Raw genomic sequence first — 19,555 nt, forward strand, 5'->3', positions numbered from 1 at the left:
GCATTTTTGTTAAAATATTTACTTTCACATTTTACAATTCGCCACCAAATCGCCTCATAAGTTACTCCAAATATTAAAAAGGTAAATAAATGCAAAGCAATAAAATACGATTTTTTTCGCTAATTTTAGCAAAAATAAATTTACATAAAATCGCTTTGATTTTGGTATTTTTCTCAAGCATAAGTGTTATAAATGCTAATGCTAAAACAAATGTAGATTCTATGAATGCTACTACTGCCACTATTGGGGGGGGGGGGGGATAAATGAAACCCAAGATAACATCACTTTTGATACCATTGATGTATCTGCTAATAAAATCGCTCCCAGCAATAAGCCGTTTTTAGAATCTAAGGCTAGTAGCCAAGCATACATAAATAGCACGCAAAGCATTGATTCTGTCGTGCGCTCTATGGCAGGGACATATACAAACACTGACCAATCACAAGGCACGGTATCGGTAAATATTCGTGGCACAACAGGATTTGGACGGGTAAATACCAGCATCGATGGCGTCTCTCAAACTTTTTTTGGCACTTCGAGTGATAATGCGAGCGTGCATTATGGCGAGAATGGCACAAGCACAAGTTCATTTGGTGCGCCCATAGATTCTAGTTTTTTGATTAGCGTTGATGTTTCGCGTGGTAGTGTGGGCGGGGCTAGCGGTGGTAATTCGCTAATGGGTAGTGCAAATTTTAAAACCATAGGCATAGAAGATGTAGCCGATGAGAAGCACACATATCGCAATATAGCCGTTGGTGCGTTAAGCAAAATATCCTATGGTAGCAATGGCGTAGGACCAAGCATAATGATTGCAGGTGGGCTTAAAACCAAAAAACAATCTAATAATTTTGGTTTTTTACTAGGATATAGTTTTAAAAAAATCACGCAGAATTATCGCATCGGCGGTGGAGGCAAAATAGGCGATCAAAATAACGATTTAGATGGTGATGGCGAGATGGACAATCTAACACCATTTAATCCAAGCACCCTTACTCAAATGCCTCAAGGGATTTTGCTAAAATCAAGCTATGAGCCAAACCAAAATCATAAAATCCTATTTTCTTATCGCAAATATCTTAATTCATTAGCAGGTAGAAATATAGATAATGATAGCTACCAGCTAGACTACGCATATACGCCACATAGCCCTTATGTCAATTTTTCAGTGCTTGTTGCGTATAATTATGGCAGGCAAAAATATAATCCCAATGCAAGTTTTAATTCTCAAAGTGCCATTGCGGGCAAGACTTCTAAAAATAGTGCTATCACACTCCAAGCCCAAAATACCTTAGAGTTTGCATTTAGCCAAAATCTACATTATTCATTAACGCTCGGCATAAATGACTTAATCAATCAATATTCTCATAATTTAACCCTAAGCGATTATGCAGGCGCAGAATCTATCCCATTTCAGCCTAAGGGCTTGCAAAATCTATTTACCGTGTATGCGGATAATAATCTAAGTTATAAAATCTTTGGGATAGATTTTAACTTAAGTGGGCTAAGATGGGATTTGATAGGGCATAGAGGGGCTTGTGATGAGGTAAATATCACTTGTTTTCCAAAGAATGCTAGCACGATTAAAAAAGGTGGATTTAATCTTAACGCTAGTGGCACTGTAAGTGCAAAAATCCACGATTATTTTATGCCATTTATAAGCGTGTCTGCTAGCTCTCGCGCACCAAATGTCCAAGAGATGTTTTTTTCAAATAACGCAGGCAATGCGGTAAATCCATTTTTAAAACCAGAAAAAGCTATGACTTATCAAGGTGGCTTTAATGGCTTCAAAGAGGGGGTAATTTTTAAAAAACAAAATCTAAAAGATAGCTTAGGATACAAGATTTTAGGTTATTACACGCGGGTAAAAGACTATATTTATAGCGAGGCTTTTTTCACAACGGATAATATGATAATGTTTGTAAATTCTACGGAATTAGCGACATTTTATGGTTTTGAGCTAGAGACAAAATATGACAGCAAGTATTTTTTTACTCGCATAAGTTATTCGTGGCAAAAATCTAGCCAGCCCGTTAGCTACACGAGTATGGGGGAGTTTCAAGGTTTTGGATATTCGCGTTATAGCGTATTGCCGATAGATTATGCTACCATTGATTTTGGGGCTAAATTTTTTAATCAAACATTTATCATTGGTAGCATTGTCAAATACACAGGCAAAGCAAGGCGTGTATTGCCAGATAGCACAAGCCATAGTGATTTAGTCGGGCAAGAGGGCAACCAAACCTACACTGCGCCACCATTGCAAGATTTGCCAAAAATCCCTACCATTTGGGATTTATATATGACTTATGCACCTTTGCCCTACATTAGCCTAAAATTTGAAATCCAAAACTTGCTAGATAAAAACTACCTAGATGCGCTAAATGCGTATAATTCAAGCGGACAATACGGATATAATGCTAATGGCGATACGATTTATTTGTTTAATAATTCTGCGCGAGGTAGGACATTTCTTGCAAGCGTTCAGCTTAAATTTTAAGTCAAAAATCTAGCCAAATAATAGCGGACAAAAGCAGAGTAAAAAATGTCAAAACATAAAGCAATTTTAGGAAACTTTGTAGGCTTTTTATTATCATCTAGCGCACATATTGGCTTGTTTGCGCTATTTTTGCTAAACGAAGCTAGGCAAACTCGCTTGATTGAGAGTGGGACTGATGCGCCATTAGCCCAAAATAACACTTCTATAACAATGTTTTATACACTGCCCATTGGTAAATTTCAAGAAGTATCTATCAATGCGACAAAATCGGTAGATTCTATCAAGACAAAAAAACCAAAATCCGACCAAAATATCCTAACAACCTCCCATCTAAAAAGTCATAAAGAGATTCCAAAAAATGATAAAAATAACAAAGAAAATACGCATAATGACACCAAAGCAAGTGCGCAATCTACCCTATCACAAGATTTGACTAACGCTACGCAAAAAGATTCTTATGCTAGCGCACCAAATGAAGCACAAAATAGCACAGTAACCACCACTGCTATGGGGGCTAATTCTAATGATAAAGCAAGCTATCAAGGTTTGCTAGCAGCCCATATCAATCGCTTTAAGCAATATCCTAGCTTAGCCCTTGCAAGAGGGCAGGAGGGTATTATCGTAGTAAGCATACAAATCGATGAAAATGGCTTTGTGCTATCAAAAGCAATAAAGCAAAAATGTGCTTTTGATTCGCTAAATAGCGAAGTTTTAGCCCTCATAGATAGGGCAAATCCGCTTCCTAAACCTCCAAAAGAAATGCTTAAAGGCAATACATTGACTTTTTCTCTCCCGCTTGCATATTCGCTTAAAGATTACAAAAAATAGGCATAATACGCGAAAAATTATCATAATTAAGGAGTAGTAATGTATAAGCTATATAAAGCAAAACAAACCCATCAAAAAATACCAACCTGTCAAAAAAAACCATTTTGCCAAAAAATACCGCTATATGTTGTCGCAAGTCTTTTTTGTCTATGTGTTTTGTCGCAAGGCTGTCATAAAGGATTTGCCAACAATGCCTCTAATGCGAACCGCATAATCTCGCCTTGCAATATAGAATTTAACACGCAAAATACCCCGCAAAATCCATCGCAACATTTAGCTAATCAAAAAGATTTTGCTAGCCCACAAGATTTGATAAAAAACATAGAATCAAATTTTGCAAACTTACGCGTTTCTATCATCTCTACGCAAAATCCAAATGAGCATCTTTTATTTGCAGATTTTATAAACACTATTTCAAAAACAGACATACTCCTGCTAGGCGAAAAGCACGATGAAAAATCCCACCACAAAGCCCAACTACTGATTATTCAAGCATTAGAGGCGAGTTTTTTGTCTCAAAATGAGCTAGCACAAAATCCAAAATGTGATAAGCGCGTATCTATCGTGCTAGAAATGCTAGGAAGTGATTCTGCTAAACATATAGATGAGGCAAGCAATCAAAAAGACAAAATCCAAAAAGAACATCTAAAAACCGCTCTTGGCTGGGGGAAGTGGGACTATAAGCAATATAAAGAGATTTTAGAGTATGTGTTTTATTCGCGCAGTTTTGAGATAATAGCTGGCAACTTATCTAGAGAGGAAATAAGCACGATTTACAAAGGAGCGCAAGAGCTAAGGGGCAATCTATCCACCACCAAAGACGCAAAAGAAAAAATTAGCAAAATCATCGCAAAATCTCACAAAACAAATGATGAAAGCCTACTAAAAAAGCTCACAGAAATCCAACAATATAAAGATAGGCGAATGGCAGATAAACTCTTTCACTCGCCACATTTTGCTATTTTGCTAGCGGGTAATTACCATATCGCAAACACATTTGGGATTCCGCTTCATATTGCAGATTTTAAGGCGTCTAATGAAACAAACCCGCAAAATACGCTAGGAGCAAAAAAAGTAATAAGCGTGGGAATGCAAAAAGAAAGACACCTAAAATCTAAAAAGCATAGGCAAAATATCCTAAGCCATTATGATTATATTTTAGTGTTTAGATAGATTTTGTGTTTATGTGCCTTTTGCTTAGGCATTTTTGGCACTATACGCGCTATCAAGCACGAGGAGTTTTTCTAATAGCTCTGCTTGTGGCTCGCCATTTTTTTGGGATTTTGCATATAGCTTTTGGGCTATGTTTTGATATGCGATTTGCAATGAGATTTCGCTCTGTTTTGCTTCATTTTCTAAATCTTTTGTGTATGTATCAAGTAGCTCTTTAGAATCTATACTAGATTTTGCTTTCTTGTTTGGTGCTTGACTTTTGTCATTTTTATTTGACTCTTTTTCCTCTTTTGTATTCCCAAAGCGCAATTCAAAGCTCTCATATAGCTCGTTAAACTCGGCATTTTCTAGCTGCAAAAACGCTGCAATATCTAAAATCACATCTTGTTCTTTTTCGCTTAATTCTTTGTCGCTCCACGCTAGCATTAGCGCAAATCCCACAAAATGTAGCCTTTTTTTATACTCGCCATAAGTATTGTCTAAAAATACTTGTGCGAGGGCAGAGATCGGCTTTTCATCTTGGGGGAAATCTATTTGTATAGAATCGCCCTCTTTTGAATCGCTAGTAACGATAGTAACACTAAAATCTAGCGACTTATTAGAATCTAAAGAATCTTGCGCTGTATTTTTTTGGCTAGATTCTAGCGTGCTAAAATCTACACCTTTTATCATATTTCTTAGCATATTTTCTTGGGAATCTTGCAAATTTAGCTGTTTGATAAAATTATTGATAAGGATAGTTTGCAAAAGGCTAGGTGATTTTGCACTTGGGTTGATACCTGCTTGCAAAAGGGTATTTAGCATACCGATACTAGCACCTGCATACGAGTTTGCTAGCTTGTCTTTTGGTGTGGGGAGGGAGTAGGGATTGTCTTTTGGGGGTTCGTATTCTTGCGCTTCTTTTGGTTTTGTGGTGGGTTTATGTGGATTTTTTAGGTATTCTTCAAGAGTATTGTAGAGGTAGTATATCACCACTCCAGCGATTATCAGTAGCAAAAAACTCATCATTTCTGTTCCTTTAGTTGTTGTTTTTGGATTTTGTGGGATTTGATTGGCATTTAGCTTTAGCGTATTTTCCTTTAAATCTAAAATCCTCTGTTGCTTTTGACTCTTTCTTTTAGCTCTTTTTTCTCTTGTTCTTCTCGCTCAAATTTTTCTTTTTTTAGTCGCGCTTTTTCCTCTTGCTGTTTGCGTGCTATGGCTAGCTTTTGTTCTTTTTTCTCGCGGAGTTTTTGGATATATTCCTCCCGTTTTTCAGGGGATTGAAACTTCACAGGATTCATCATCAGCACCGCTAGCACAAAGATAAAAAGCGTAACGGTTACATCGCCAGAATTTGGTGCTATCCAATTCCAACAAGCCGCGATAAATGATGCGATAAAGATTTTGATAAAAAGCTTCATTTTGCACTTTCCTTGACTGCGCTTTTGTGTGTTTTGTGGGTTATAAAACTTTAGCAAATCACGCTATGTCAAAAGGCGTAAAGCAAGGCTAGGCAAAAACATAGCATTTGTGCTATCTATATCGCGATTGTATGCTTTGGCACTTTGACGCACTTTTGTATCAAATATATAACATTGCTCTACGCTATCTACAAGCAACGCATCAGCCCCCAAATCGATTCCAAAAAATCGTATTCTAGCAGATTCTTCTAAATAAGAATGGCACTGCATATCTAGGACATCTAAATGCGAAAAATCCTGCGAGATAATATCTAGCAAATCTATCTTAGTGGCACTTTTTGCATTTAGCGTATTTATGGTGTGCGTTAGCTTTGTCAAATAGCTAGTGTTGCCTAGCCTAGATTCTAGCGTAGAGGTGGCATTTGGCGTGTATGCAACCATATTAAGCGTTTTTGGCAAGTTATTTTTTTTCGCATTTGTGTCAAAATCTAAGCTATCTAAATGCCCCTCTAGCAAATCCCCGATATATGCGATAGGTTCTTGCTTTAGCCACGCTTGCAATGCGTCTTTGTTTTCGTGTTGATTGATTAGATTTTGCACCTCAAACAAAGACTTGGCAAGTTTTTGTGTATCAAGCATTTTTTCGCTTTTTGTGTCGCTAGTTTTTGCATTTTTTAGCGCGTATAGTATAAGGTTCATCTCAAGGGCAAACTTTGCCTCACAAAAACTCGCATAATCCCCAAATAAAAGCGTATGTCCTTTTGCCATTGCTTGCAGGACATTGCAGACCGTGCGCTCTATAAACAAATGCAAATCATAAATCCTTGCAAAATGCCCACCATTATACACAAAAGAAACGCCATCTTTTTTGCTAAGCGGGATAGATAGCCTCTCACATAGCTTTTCACAAGAGGCGATAAGCTGGCTAGATTGCTTTGTATAGCGCGTGTGGTAGCCATCAAAAAGCATATATTTTATCTCTTTTTTATCCACATTTTTAGATTCTAGCAAGACACTAGAATCTAAAAAATCTATAAAATCTTTTTGATGATTTATGTAGTTTTTGCTTGTTTTGATTAGATTTTGAAGCATTGGAGCGTAAGATTTTTGCGATAAAAGCGCGCTTATTAGCCATTCTATATCCATATCGATTTGTGGATTTTGCTTGTAGAGTAGATTTTGGATACTTGAGTAGTTAAGCACGCCATTTTCTTTATCGCTGATTGTTTCTAGGATTTTGCCTAAATGCTCTTTATGATTTTTTGCGACATAATGCGTAAAAAGCAAAAATCCATCGCCTATGTATTTATCCCCGCGCTCATTTATCGCATTTAGCGGCAAAAACTCATAGATTTTGTCTTTTTCCTCATCGCTTAAAAAACACCATTTGCTTAAAATCTCATCATAGCAAGATTTCATCGCTTCTACATCAAGTCGCAAGTCCTTTCCCACAAAGCGCGTGCATAATGGCTCTATGCGCCACTCTAGCCCAAATCGCTCCAAAAGCTCGCCTATTTTTTCATCACCTAGCAGGGCTATGCCATTGATTTTTAGGGCGATATTTGGGGAGGTTTTTTTAGAGTCATTTGCTAGATTGTCAAAGATTTTGCCACCTTTTGGCAAGTGTTGATACACAGCGATATTGTGCGCGCTAGAGATAAAATCTAGCATTTCACTTAGATTTTGATTGGTTGATATTTGCCCCACACTTGGCTTTGCTTTTGTGCAAGTAATCTCGCATTTTTTAAAATAAAATTCATAATCCACTCTTGCATCAAAGCAAAAAATCTCTGCCCTCAAAGTGCCTATCGCAAATGTATCTAACGCCTTTGTGCTTTGTATTATGCTCATATTTTATTCCTTTTTCTAGCATTTTTGCCCTCTTAGATTTTAGTTTATAAAATCCCACACCAAAATCTAAGCTAAGATTTTAAAATGCAAAATCTAAATAACGCCTAAAAAAAATCATTTTACCAAAAAACACTAAATCGTTGCTATTTTGAAATCATTGCTACTTTTGGGCTAGCCACCTCTAAAACCTCATCTAGGGCTTCTAGCACCTTGCTTATATACTGCTTTTCTAGGGTTTGATTTTGGCATAGTGTAGCTAGATTTTGCTCTAAGACAATATAGCTAGCTTTTGTGTAGCTAGCGTTTATGTGTCCCCCCCCCCCCTAGTAACCAACGATTCATATCTCTTTTGCCATATAAAGCGATAGTAGGAATCCCTACATTTGCGGCTAGATGGGCAGTCCCTGTGCTAGGGCTTATAAGGCAAGTGGCGCGGGATAAAAGCTCTACTATGTTAAAAATATCATCATTATTTGGGAAAATCACTAGATTTTCTAGCGTTGTGTGTTTTTCATATTCAGCTTTAGCCTGCAAAAAATCGTGATGGACTTTGGGATAAGTCGCCACTAAGGCTATAGAGTTTTTATATTTATTGCAAATTGAAGCAATAATGTCAAAAAACCCATTTATGCTTAGGCTAGAATCCCCGCTTACACTAAAAGGATTTATCATCACTAGGTGCTTTTTATTGTTTTGATTAGCTAGATTTTGCTTTGATAAGATTTGTGGGGTAGATTTTGCTAAAAACTCGTTTATATATTGTTTGTGAGTAGGATTTGTGCGAAGTCTCATAGCAGAGGAGCTAAAATCTAGGCTAGAGATTTTTTCATCATAGATTTTAGGATTTATAAGCCGCACAAACAGACACAAAATCTCTTCAAATGATTTTGTTTGATAGCTTTTGATAGCATACACAGGCAAAGTCTTGCACTTTAGGGAAAAAAGACTATCAAACTTTAGAGCGCAAAAGATTTTTTTGGCATTTGTGGCTTTTGCTAGCTTGATATTTCGCGCTCTAGGAGAGCCTATGATTAGATAATCTAAGCTATGCTCGTTAAACTCATTTATTAGATTTTGCTCTTGCTTTTTGTATTGCGCGCTCTCTTGGGTGGTTTTTTGGTATTTTTTCTCACAAATATGTGGATTTTTGTCCTCATATTCATTTAGTATGTAGCCTTGTTTGATATTTGGCAAAATGACTATTTCATCGATAAAACTAAAATCTTTGCATAGATTTTGCGCGATTTTTGCGCCAAATAGCACGCATTTTGCACCAAAAATCTCTTTTGCCACAAACAAAGCCTTGCTAGAAATGATTGTATCGCCTATGCCCTCCCCTATGCAGATAAGCCCTACTTTTATGTCTTTGTGTTGCTTTGACATAGCTGTTAGATTTTGCTATTTTTTTAGCGAGGATTTTAGGCTTTTTAGTAGCTCTAGATTTTCATCACTAGAGATAATCGCTTTTAGCGAGTCTAGCTCATCGCTATTTAGCTCTTTTATGTCGGCTAGCTGTTCTTCTGCTTGGAGTTTTTCTTGTGAAAAAACCTGCTTAGCATCAAGCCTCATAAATGCCACGACTTCCATATCTTGCGTGTTGTTTGTGGTGATTTGATAGATTCCGCGAATCTCTACGCTGACTTTGCTTACTACATTATCACTGCCAAATCCCGCCGCAAAATGCACATATCCGTCATTTTGCAATGGGTGCAAACCATCGCTAAAGATTTCCAAACTCTCAAATGTATCATACGCAATAGCAAATTTTACCCCAGAGCCAAAGCCTTTTAGCACTTCCTCGCTTAATGGTGGCTCAAAGCTAACCCTCTCCATATCACACACGATAGAAAAAAACTGCCCCTTTTGCTTAAAAAACTCTATAAGCCTTGCGCAAAAGGCATTATAGATTCCATTAAATTCCGCAGTAGAATTCATTTTGTGCCTTTTTGCTTGCTAGATTTTGCTTTTTTGCTAGATAATTTTTGTGCGGATTTGCTTGTTTTGTCTATTTTTGCTTTATTTGATTTTGCGCTTTTGTTTGATTTTTTGCGGACATTTACTAGCGAGTATTCGGCATTTTTAGGGACTTTTATGCCTTGCTCTTTGCATAGGGTGTAAAACTCCCAAATAAGATTTTGCACTTCTTTTATGCCGATGTCCCAAAACGCGCTAGATTCTATATCAAAGCCAAAATCCCCTACTAGCTCGCTAGGGCTTTTGCTCCCGCCTGCGGACAAAAAGCGTGTGTAGATTTCGATGAAATTTTTGCATTTCCCGCTTTTATATAGCCCAAAAAGAGCTAGCACAAGTAATTGCCCATAGCTGTAAGCATAGCAATAAAATGGCGAGTGGATAAAATGAGGGATATAGCTCCACCACCGCGCATAATTTTGACTTAGGCTTAGGCTTTTGCCAAACATTTTTGCATTTTGCTCCTGCCAGATTTTGTCAAAATCCTCCGCCTTTAGCTCGCCATCTTTGCTGTGGATTGCTCGCTCAAAATTTGTCATCACGACTTGACGAAAGAGGGTAGAAAAAATATCCTCTAGCTTGCCTGCGTAGATTTGGAGTAATTCCATATTTGCGTTTTTGTTTTTTAGCTCTTTTTTTAGGTAATCAAAAAATAGCATTTCGCCAAACACAGAGGCAGTCTCTGCGGTGGTAAGCGGTGTGTCGTGGTTTAGCGTGCCGACATTTTTGCTTAGCTCTTGGTGTATCATATGCCCAAACTCGTGCGCTATGGTAAAGGCATCTCGCCTATTTCCCGTCCAATTTAGCAAGACAAAAGGGTGTGCTTTTGGCGTAGCTCCGTGGCTAAATGCCCCGCCTCGCTTGTTTGGAGTGGGGTGGGAGCTAACCCAGCCCTCTTTGATTGCTCTGCGCGTGATTTTGGCAAAATCAGGGCTAAATTTTTCATAGCTTAATATGACTTGATTTAGGGCTTGCGTGTAAGATATGGTGCTAGAAACTGCGCTATTTTGGGTTTTAGATTTTAGCGATTTGGTGCTAGAAGTTTTTGTGCTAGATTCTGCAAAAAGGGGCGCGTATCTATCGTAATCTTTTAGGCTAAAGCCTAAAATGCTAGATTTTAGTGTGTAGTAGCTATGCACAAGATGAAAATTTGCATTTACGCATTTCATCATAGAATCTACGCTTTTTTGGGTGATTTGGTTGCTGATATGGCGGAAACTCTCTTTGTTTGGGTAGTTGCGAAGTCTCGTTTGTATGGCTAAATCTTTGCGCACCATATTTAGTATGTAGGTAAGAAGCTGGGTAGATTCTTGCAAACTTTTACTAAAATCTGCTTGGGCACTCTCTCGCACTTTGCGTTTAGGGCTATGAAGCAGGGCTAGGATTTCTTCTTCGCTTTGTTTTTTTGCACCTATTTTTAGACTAGCTAGATGCTCATCAAAAAGCCTGCTAAACGCGCTAACTCCCACGCTAGAAGTCGCAATCAATGCTTTTTCCGCGCTTAAATCTAGCTTGTGAGATTTTTTGACTAATAGATTTTGGAGATAAAAGGCGTATTTTTTGGATTTAGCGATAAATTTTTTGATTTTAGCAGAATCTATGTCGCAAAACTCTAACTCAAAAAATACCAAATGCTCATAAATTTCGCTAGATTCTAGCTCATATTTGGCATAAAAATCTCCCTTGCTCGTATCCTCTGCAAATACCAAAAACGCATAAGTTAGCACGCGCTCGATCCTCTCTATGAGGGATTCATAATGTGCTAATGCGCTAGCAAAATCCTCTGAAGATAGCTTATGTAGCCTATTTTTGTGCTTTGACTCAAAATCTAATGCGAGCTTTTTAGTCTGCTTGCTAAAGCTAGCTAAATCCTCTTTATGCGCAAAAAGCGCGGATAGATTCCATTTGTGCTTAATATCTTTTTTTAGATTTAGCGTTGGTTTTTTGGTAGAATCTTTTGGGAGTTTGGGTAGCTTTGGAATCCTATAAGTTTGCGCTCTTTGCGTGGCTTTGCTAGGTGTTGGTTTTTTGGTAGATTTGGTTTGTTTGTTGGCATTTTTTGGGCTTTTGGTGGTTTTGTTTGTTTGTTTTGGTTTATTTGTAGTAGGCATACGAAATCCTTGTTTTTAAAAGGTTTTATCACGCATTATTGTAGCAAGCACAAAGCAAATACTTGGTTAAACAACATAGCATAAGTATCAAATCTACCAACTATACGCGACATTTATGCCATATACGCCTTTGCCTGCGATGTCTGTGCTTATTTCAGGTGTGATTAGTAGTTTGCGCGGTTTGTAGCGAGTGGTAAGCCCCCACGCTACGCCCCAGCCTATCGCACTTCCTACAAGCACTTGCCATACAGAATGTTTATGCGCATACACACGCGAAGCATCGGTTAATATCCCTAGCCCAATAAGTGGCAAAGCAGGCTTCCAGCCATAGCGATAAAACACAAATCCAGCCGCACTAAAAGCCCCTCCTGCGTGTCCGCTTGGCATTCCTTTGTAGTCATCACAACAAGGGCGTTTAGCAAAACTTACACTATGTCCATTTTTGTGTGCTAGCTCAAAACTTCGCTTTACCACTTCGATTATGCCCTAAATGGTAAGTGTTTTTGACCGTTACTAACAAGATTTTACAAATAACTAGGCATAGCAAATTTAACTAGGAATTATGGAATTTTTCCGCGCGGTTTTTTGTATAGAAAATATACAAAGCACGAAGATTATCGCATATAAGATACTTGTTGATTTGAAAATATCTTTTTGGATTTTATCTATGCTGATTGCTTTTAGTATTTAGCGCAATATTTGCAAGCATTTGCATATCTTTTTGACTCATTGTTAGCATTTGTGATTCTAGTTTTGTGTCAAGTGTAAAATCTGTATTTAGGTAATGATCAATTTTGCTGTATCCCCCTACTCATAACTATTAAAATGTATCACATCTACCCATTGCTACATTATTTTTGCAATGAAAAAATACTCCTGTTAACACAGCATCCTCCATATCTCACTTCTTACTTGTATTCAGTGAGCGGGAAAGTAGTAGTCAAATCATATTCATTTTTCTCTAACGCCTCCACGATTCTGTCTAACAGGGCTGTGCGTATTATTTCGCCATCGTCGTTGCCATAGTCAAAGTTTTTATTCAATTCGGGATTATTCTCTAGGTATTGTTCAAATGCAACTAGTCCGCTATTCTTCCCTACTGAGTCTCTTACTTTCTTCCATATCAATAGATTAGTGAAATTCCTCTGGAAAGTATCTGAGCGATAGATACCGTAATCTAATGAACTTGGAGCAACCTCACCCCTTATAAAGTATTCAGTTCTGCCTCTCTGTATTGTACCATACACGACACGGAATTTAGTATATTCTATTGTGGGGTATATTTTTTTAATTACATTGCCATCTTCATAACCTGACCTCTTTATTATTTCCTCTACTGACTTGCGAGATAGCTTAATCCCGTAGGCTATCTCAAAGGAACGGATAGAGGCAGCCAACTCGTTTTTAAAACTGTTTATCGCTGATTGAGAAGTAGCGTTTCCAAGCTCTGCTAGTTTGCGCATATAATCTTTTTTATATGGCGCAGCAATCTCGGATGGTGTCTGTAACTTCTTAGGTAGTTTAGGATGGAGTAGTTCGCATTCGAAGTCCTCTTCACCTATTTGTCGCTCAGAGAGGACGATTATCCTATCAGTCGTATCTACGAGGAAAGGGTATTGGACACCTTCTAGTTCGAAAGTATCTTTTGTAACCATAGATATTAAACCTTCGTATCTTCTGTCATCATATGTTCTACCCTCGCCGAACATAGGAAAAGAAGTATAAAAAGTGGTTACCTGTTCTCTACCTTTCTTAGCCGCTAAATCACTGCAGATTCCTGCGAATAAAAATTGTAACGACAAAATCGTCAACAATACTAGTTTATTCATCTTATTTCTCCTCATTTTAAGATTGTTATTGTTCCTAAGGCTTCGTGTTACGCATAAGTGGGACTGCAAAAATCTACATCCTGCGAAAGTTTTGTCAATTCTCTAGCATTTAGAGCTACGCACATTATTGCTAAACACCAATCCACTACCACCATTTGTGCCATTCTCATCCTTGTATGCTTGACACTTATCTTTATTGTCGCGCACAAAGTCTATAAATCGATACACAATGTTAGAATCTTTGGTAATATAACCAAATCTTGCTTGCTTTTGTGGTATTTTTAGCTCTGGTCTTAGTTCGTTAGGAAGCACTAAGCGTGTATTTGGAGCAAAGTAGTAAAACTCACCAAAAATTAGCACTCTATCTGTTTGTGTGTCGTTTTGACAATTCCATTCATCATTATGGTAAGCATTTGGCACTTGTTCATAGCCACCATTGCTATTAGACTTGTAGATATTGTCTCCTTGTTTATTGTTTTCTATGCGTTTTTGTGGATATTGTTGATAATATTCTGCAAAAGAGAGTATATTTTCAAGCTTTGCAAGATAGATTAGTTTTTCCTGCCCCACTTGCGAGCCATCTAGTTCAGACGAGGTGAATCCAGCTATCCATTCGCCCATTTCAGCTACGCTTCTCATAGGTGTTTTACATATTGCAAGCGTTAGGATTCCGCTTGTTGCGTTTGGTGCGCCACCATTATCAGTTATCATTTTATATGAGCGCAAGATAGACTTTTTTGTTTTACTCATTTTTACTCCTTTTTTGTAGTTTTTGCTTCTACAAAATTAAAAAGGCGAGAATACAAAAAAAAAAAAAAACAGAATTTAAACAAATGGCAAAAAATACAAACGCAATTTTATAGCGTGCGAAATTTTTGTTGCGCGAGTGTTTTTAACTATCAGAAAAAAAGAATATCCAATATAATTAGTGGTTTTTTGTTACAAAAATATCACAAGAAAATTTAAATTTTTAGTGTTGCATATTTGTTTATATATTATAGTGTGCGCACAAGTCCTACAAATACATTGTTTAGGGCTTCTATGGATTATAATTTTTGCAAAGCCTGCGCAATGTTACTAATTTATTTGGCTTATTCTTTAAGTTTTTGCACGAAATCATAGTTGCAACATTGCAGTCTTAAAATGTATCAAATCTACCCATTGTTATATTTTTTTCACAAATTTTTGACATTTTTCAAATCATATTAGGTAAAAAAATATATAACTTTTTAAGTATCTTTGAAGTGGCGTTTGGCAAATGCAAAAATCAATGCCTAGCAAAATCTACACTTAAAATTACGATAAATGGGGCAAAATTTAAGCATAGCAAGACGCACCGATACGATACGAAAATCTAAAAATAAGGAGCAACAAATGGCTATCAAAGGTTTTGCGATGATAAAAATAGGACAAGTTGGTTGGATAGAAAAAGATTCTATCACGCCTTGCGGACCGCTAGATGCGATATGTCGTCCGCTAGCGATTGCGCCTTGCACTTCAGATATTCACACAGTGTATGAGGGCGGGATAGGCGAGCGACATAATATGTTTTTAGGACACGAAGCCGTAGGCGAAGTCATCGAAGTAGGCGAGCTAGTCAAAGACTTCAAAGTCGGCGATAAAGTCATAGCCCCCGCTATCACGCCTGATTGGGGCTCGATAAATGCCCAAAGAGGCTTTGCCCAGCATAGCGGAGGCGCATTAGCAGGGTGGAAGTTTTCAAATTTCAAAGACGGCGTATTTGCAGAGAGATTCCATGTAAATGAAGCCGATGCAAATCTCGCCCACTTGCCTGAAAATGTCGATGTCGCAGACGCAGTAATGCTCTGTGATATGGTAACCACAGGGATTCACTGCGCAGAAAACGCGGATATAAAGCCGGGCGAATCTGTGGCAGTCATAGGGCTAGGACCTGTGGGACTTATGGCTTGCGCGGGGGCAAATCTAATGGGAGCTAGCGAAATCTACGCGGTTGATTGCATAGAATTTCGCGCAGATATTGCCAAAAAATACTACGGCGCGACACATTATATCGATTTTACCAAAGGCGCGTTTTTTGACCAAATCAACGAAATCACAAAGGGTAAAGGTGTCGATAAAGTCGTAATCGCAGGCGGGACTACAAGCACGATTGGGGAGTGTTGCTGTTGCGTGAAAAATGGCGGTGTGGTATCAAATGTCAATTATCTAGGCACAGGGGAAAATATCACAATCCCTCGCGTAGCTTGGGATGTGGGAATGGGGCACAAAGACATAAAAGGCGGGCTAACTCCCGGGGGCAGATACCGAATGGAAAAATTAGCCTCGCTACTATCCACCAAAAAGCTAAATGTAAAACCGCTCATCACGCATAAGTTAGAGGGATTTGGCAAGATAGAAGAGGCATTAGAGCTTATGAGAAATAAACCCGCAGGGCTAATAAAACCTGTCGTGGTATGCTAGTTTGCGCTAAAAAATAAGCGTAGCTAAGATATTTTGCAAGCAAAAACCAAAAAACAGCAAAATGATTTGCAAAAATGGAGGGGGTTTATGGTAGCAGATTTATGTAGGTGCATTCATAGCAAAAAAACTCAGAATCTAAGATTCTAGCAATATCTAACAATGTTAAATAATGTCAAAATCTAAATTTTCTAAAAAACAAATTTTTTCAAAAAGTCATATCTTAAAATCTATAAAATCCACATTTTTACATAAATTTTTATGACAAATGCTTATCAATTATCACTTGATTTTGGGAATATAATAATAAATAAACCCAAAATTATTACAAAACTACACAAACGCAAAATTTTCATCACAATTTTTATCAAAACTACAAAAATATTTAATTTTTTGGAGTAAAAACGCGTTTAGAGGGTTTTTAGTAAATTTATGATTAGACTACAAAATTTATCGCAATAAATGTAGCATAAATTTGATTTATATCCCTCCGCAATCACTTCTTAAAATACGCAAATATGGGAAGTAGAAGTTGCATCGGGCAGTAGGCTAGCGGTGTCGCTTATTTTTTATGCAATGTTTTTTTGTATAAGGTTTTGCATAAGTCTTGGCATAAGTTTTGATATGCAGATATTGCATAAAGGCTTTGTGCAAAGATTTTATGGATTTTACATTTTTTAGATTCCATAGGCTTAAAAAAGTTGCAAAATCCACACAAAAATAACGCTAAAAAATAGCGATAAATAAAGCCCTTTTTAAAGCAGTTTTAAAAAGCGTAAAATCTAGCAAAAACCAATAAAAAACGCTAAAACGCTAAAGGGCAAAATCCATTTAAGGAGTAAAAAATGTCAAAAACAATGAAAGCCGCAGTGGTAAAGGAGTTTGGCAAACCACTTGTGATACAAGAAGTGCCTATCCCTGAGCCACGCGATGGCGAAGTGCTAGTAAAAATAGAGGCTTGTGGCGTGTGCCATACAGATTTGCACGCGGTCGATGGCGACTGGCCAGTCAAACCAAACCTAAAAGCATTAAATGGCGGTGGATTTATCCCCGGACACGAGGGCGTGGGCTTTGTAGTTAAAGTAGGCAAAGGCGTAACGCACATAAAAGAGGGCGATGCAGTAGGAATCCCGTGGCTTTATAGCGCGTGTGGGCATTGCGAGCATTGTATGGCTGGCTGGGAGACGCTATGTGAAAAGCAAGATAATGGCGGATATTCTGTCAATGGCGGATTTGCCGAATACGCCATAGCCGATGCAAACTATGTAGGAATCTTGCAAAAAGATGTAAATTTTTTAAACATCGCGCCTATTCTTTGCGCAGGAGTTACGGTGTATAAAGGGCTAAAAGTTACTGAAGCTAGACCCGGGCAGTGGGTGGCAATCTCAGGCATAGGCGGGCTAGGGCATCTAGCGGTGCAATATGCTAAGGCTATGGGGCTAAATGTCGCGGCTATCGATGTAAGCGATGAGAAGCTTGAGCTAGCAAAAAAATACGGCGCGCAAGTCGTAGCAAACGCAAAAACTCTAGGCGAACAAGGCACAATAAACAAAATCATCGAAGAAACAAATGGTGGCACTCACGGCGTGCTAGTAACCGCTGTGCATCCTGTCGCCTTTAAGCAGGCATTAGGCGTGGTGCGCAGAGGTGGCACGGTGTCTATGAATGGCTTGCCACCGGGAGAATTTCCCGTAAATATTTTTAATATGATTCTAAATGGTGTAACCGTTCGTGGCTCAATCGTTGGCACAAGGCTAGATTTGCAAGAAGCGATACGATTTGCCGAAGAGCAAAAGGTGCACGCCCATGTCGCACCTGCTAAGCTAGAGGATATAAATGAGATTTTCTCTCGTATGAAAGAGGGCAAAATCGATGGGCGAATGGTGCTAGATTTTCGCGCTTCTTAAAAGCAAAAAATAGCAAACAGCTAGCAAAATCTAAATGGGAATCTAACCAACAAAAAATGGGGAAATGGAGGGGGCAAAAAAGATTTGATAAATAGCTTAAAAAACACCAACTAATAATAAAATCTAGCAAAATCTAAACAAAACAAAAAAGGACAAACAATGAAAAAAATCCTCCTACTTGGCGCAGGCTATGCAAATATGAGTTTGCTTACGAGGTTAGATGATGAGTTGCTACAAAAAGCGGAGTGGATTTTGGTTAGCAAAGAGCCATATCACTACAAAAGTATCTGCCTGCACGATGTCGCCTCTGGCAAGCACGATAAATCTGTGCTTTTTAATTTGGATTCTACTCTGCCTAGCAAAATCAACATTATCCAAGATGAAATCACAAGCATACAGCCCCATATCGCTCAAGGGCAAAAAGCAAGCTATGAATATGACTATCTTGTCGTGGGGCTAGGATTTGAGAGTGATGATTTTGGCATAAAAGGTGTGCGCGAATATGCCAAAGCTATCACTTCATACAAATCCGCCAAGCAAATCTATGAGACTATCAACCAAAAGCTGGAGGATTGCCGAGATAAAAAAGGCAAGGCAAATCTTAGCTTTGCGGTGTGTGGAGGGGGATTTAGCGGGATAGAGTTTGTGGCTTCTCTAGCAGAGGAAGTACGACAAAAATGCCTTGATTTTTGCATAGATTTTAATAATATCAAAATCTACTGCATTGAGGCTGCGCCTAAGATTTTGGGTATGTTTGGGGAGGATTTGCAAAAAGAGGGGCTAAAAAAGCTCCAATCTCTAGGCGTAGAAGTCCTAACTAGCTCCAAAATCCTAGAATGCAAGCAAGATGCCATAATCATAAGCAAAGATGAGCAAAAAAGCGAGATAAAAGCAGATGTTATCATTTGGACTGCGGGCGTCAAGGGCAATCCCGTGATAGATAATTCCCCGCTTTTTAGCGAAGTGATAAAAGCTAGGAGCAGGGTAGAAATCGATGAATATTTGCGCCCCAAATTAACACAAATCGCACAAACACAAGCCGAGTCATTAGCCAAACCAAACACAGCAACAACAAACGCAGACAACAAAATCCAAACCCCATCAAATCAAGCACAATCTACAAATAAGCTAGATTCTCCCCTGCCACAAGTAGCCGTGCTAGAAAATGTGTTTGTGCTAGGGGATTGCTCTAGTTTTAGAAACAATCCAAATGATAGGTTTTTTCCTCCCACAGCACAGCTAGCACGCGAACAGGGCAAATACCTAGCCCAAAGCTTCAAAATCCTACTAAAGAAAAAAACACAAAAAAAACTATCCAAAAACAAAACCCCCTATGGCAAAAAAATCCTGCCATTTTTATTTAGCCCAAAGGGGAGTATTTGCTCTTTTGGGGAGCGTTACGCACTAGGCAATCTTGGAGCTTTTGGGATAAAAGGCTATCTTGCTAGCACGCTTAAAAAAATCATAGAATACTTGTGGAATCTACAACTAAAAGGAATCTCTTTTTAAGTCTTTTTAGCCCAAAACAAAGCCAAAATTTGTGCTA

The 19,555-nt window shown here is 38.3% G+C and carries 16 protein-coding genes and 1 pseudogene; 7 read left to right on the forward strand and 10 right to left on the reverse strand.

The genetic code is table 11. The annotated features are described in order from the left end of the window. Window positions 1–89: 89 nt before the first annotated feature. The 4 genes from ACWIX0_RS04095 to ACWIX0_RS04110 are packed head-to-tail and all read left to right on the forward strand — an operon-like array spanning window position 90 to window position 4,498. Complete coding sequence (locus ACWIX0_RS04095) at window positions 90–263, forward strand: hypothetical protein (protein ID WP_454172183.1); 174 nt, start codon at window positions 90–92, stop codon at window positions 261–263. Continuing rightward, the gene (locus ACWIX0_RS04100) at window positions 260–2,497 is read left to right on the forward strand and encodes a TonB-dependent receptor domain-containing protein (protein WP_454172243.1); all 2,238 of its coding nucleotides are present in this window, start codon (window positions 260–262) and stop codon (window positions 2,495–2,497) included. Before ACWIX0_RS04095 ends, ACWIX0_RS04100 begins: the two co-directional genes overlap by 4 nt. A 45-nt stretch (window positions 2,498–2,542) precedes the next feature. Beyond that, window positions 2,543–3,325 carry an energy transducer TonB family protein gene (locus ACWIX0_RS04105; protein ID WP_454172185.1) on the forward strand — a complete coding sequence of 261 codons (783 nt, stop codon included), beginning with the start codon at window positions 2,543–2,545 and terminating at the stop codon, window positions 3,323–3,325. Between the two features lie 39 nt (window positions 3,326–3,364). Next, complete coding sequence (locus ACWIX0_RS04110; RefSeq protein ID WP_454172187.1) at window positions 3,365–4,498, forward strand: ChaN family lipoprotein; 1,134 nt, start codon at window positions 3,365–3,367, stop codon at window positions 4,496–4,498. Window positions 4,499–4,522: 24 nt separating this feature from the next. Here ACWIX0_RS04110 and ACWIX0_RS04115 read toward each other — a convergent pair whose 3' ends face one another. From ACWIX0_RS04115 to ACWIX0_RS04155, 9 genes and pseudogenes are all read right to left on the reverse strand, one after another. Then, complete coding sequence (locus ACWIX0_RS04115) at window positions 4,523–5,506, reverse strand: hypothetical protein (protein WP_454172189.1); 984 nt, start codon at window positions 5,504–5,506, stop codon at window positions 4,523–4,525. Between the two features lie 77 nt (window positions 5,507–5,583). Then, on the reverse strand, window positions 5,584–5,901 hold the full coding sequence (locus ACWIX0_RS04120) for a hypothetical protein (protein ID WP_454172191.1): 318 nt from the start codon (window positions 5,899–5,901) through the stop codon (window positions 5,584–5,586). 63 nt (window positions 5,902–5,964) lie between these two features. Then, a complete protein-coding gene (locus tag ACWIX0_RS04125; RefSeq protein WP_454172193.1) occupies window positions 5,965–7,752 on the reverse strand; it encodes a DUF5644 domain-containing protein in 1,788 nt (595 codons plus the stop codon). Window positions 7,753–8,049: 297 nt separating this feature from the next. Beyond that, window positions 8,050–9,135: a glycosyltransferase family 9 protein gene (locus ACWIX0_RS04130; protein ID WP_454172195.1), complete on the reverse strand. Its 1,086-nt coding sequence runs from the start codon at window positions 9,133–9,135 to the stop codon at window positions 8,050–8,052. 15 nt (window positions 9,136–9,150) lie between these two features. Next, entirely contained in the window at window positions 9,151–9,687 is a 537-nt protein-coding gene (locus tag ACWIX0_RS04135; RefSeq protein WP_454172197.1) for a hypothetical protein, read from the reverse strand. A 161-nt stretch (window positions 9,688–9,848) separates the two neighbouring features. After that, window positions 9,849–11,834 (reverse strand): annotated as a pseudogene (locus ACWIX0_RS04140) (M3 family oligoendopeptidase); the annotation flags it as partial. A gap of 93 nt (window positions 11,835–11,927) precedes the next feature. Beyond that, window positions 11,928–12,308, reverse strand: coding sequence for a phosphatase PAP2 family protein (locus ACWIX0_RS04145; protein WP_454172199.1), 381 nt, complete (start codon window positions 12,306–12,308; stop codon window positions 11,928–11,930). Window positions 12,309–12,742: 434 nt separating this feature from the next. Next, window positions 12,743–13,663 carry a hypothetical protein gene (locus tag ACWIX0_RS04150; protein WP_454172201.1) on the reverse strand — a complete coding sequence of 307 codons (921 nt, stop codon included), beginning with the start codon at window positions 13,661–13,663 and terminating at the stop codon, window positions 12,743–12,745. 102 nt (window positions 13,664–13,765) lie between these two features. Further along, a complete protein-coding gene (locus ACWIX0_RS04155; RefSeq protein WP_454172203.1) occupies window positions 13,766–14,413 on the reverse strand; it encodes an Nmad2 family putative nucleotide modification protein in 648 nt (215 codons plus the stop codon). 555 nt (window positions 14,414–14,968) lie between these two features. Here ACWIX0_RS04155 and ACWIX0_RS04160 point away from each other — a divergent pair. Then, complete coding sequence (locus ACWIX0_RS04160; RefSeq protein ID WP_454172205.1) at window positions 14,969–16,105, forward strand: NAD(P)-dependent alcohol dehydrogenase; 1,137 nt, start codon at window positions 14,969–14,971, stop codon at window positions 16,103–16,105. Between the two features lie 546 nt (window positions 16,106–16,651). On the opposite strand, the gene ACWIX0_RS04165 is transcribed toward ACWIX0_RS04160, so the two are convergent. Continuing rightward, a complete protein-coding gene (locus ACWIX0_RS04165) occupies window positions 16,652–16,816 on the reverse strand; it encodes a hypothetical protein (RefSeq protein ID WP_454172207.1) in 165 nt (54 codons plus the stop codon). 131 nt (window positions 16,817–16,947) lie between these two features. Between ACWIX0_RS04165 and adhP the strand changes: the two genes are divergently transcribed. Further along, window positions 16,948–18,009, forward strand: coding sequence for an alcohol dehydrogenase AdhP (adhP, locus tag ACWIX0_RS04170; protein WP_454172209.1), 1,062 nt, complete (start codon window positions 16,948–16,950; stop codon window positions 18,007–18,009). Window positions 18,010–18,168: 159 nt separating this feature from the next. Next, window positions 18,169–19,518, forward strand: a complete 1,350-nt coding sequence (locus tag ACWIX0_RS04175) for an NAD(P)/FAD-dependent oxidoreductase (protein WP_454172211.1) — start codon at window positions 18,169–18,171, stop codon at window positions 19,516–19,518. Window positions 19,519–19,555: the final 37 nt, after the last annotated feature.

The sequence above is a fragment of the Helicobacter sp. T3_23-1059 genome, assembly GCF_053654515.1.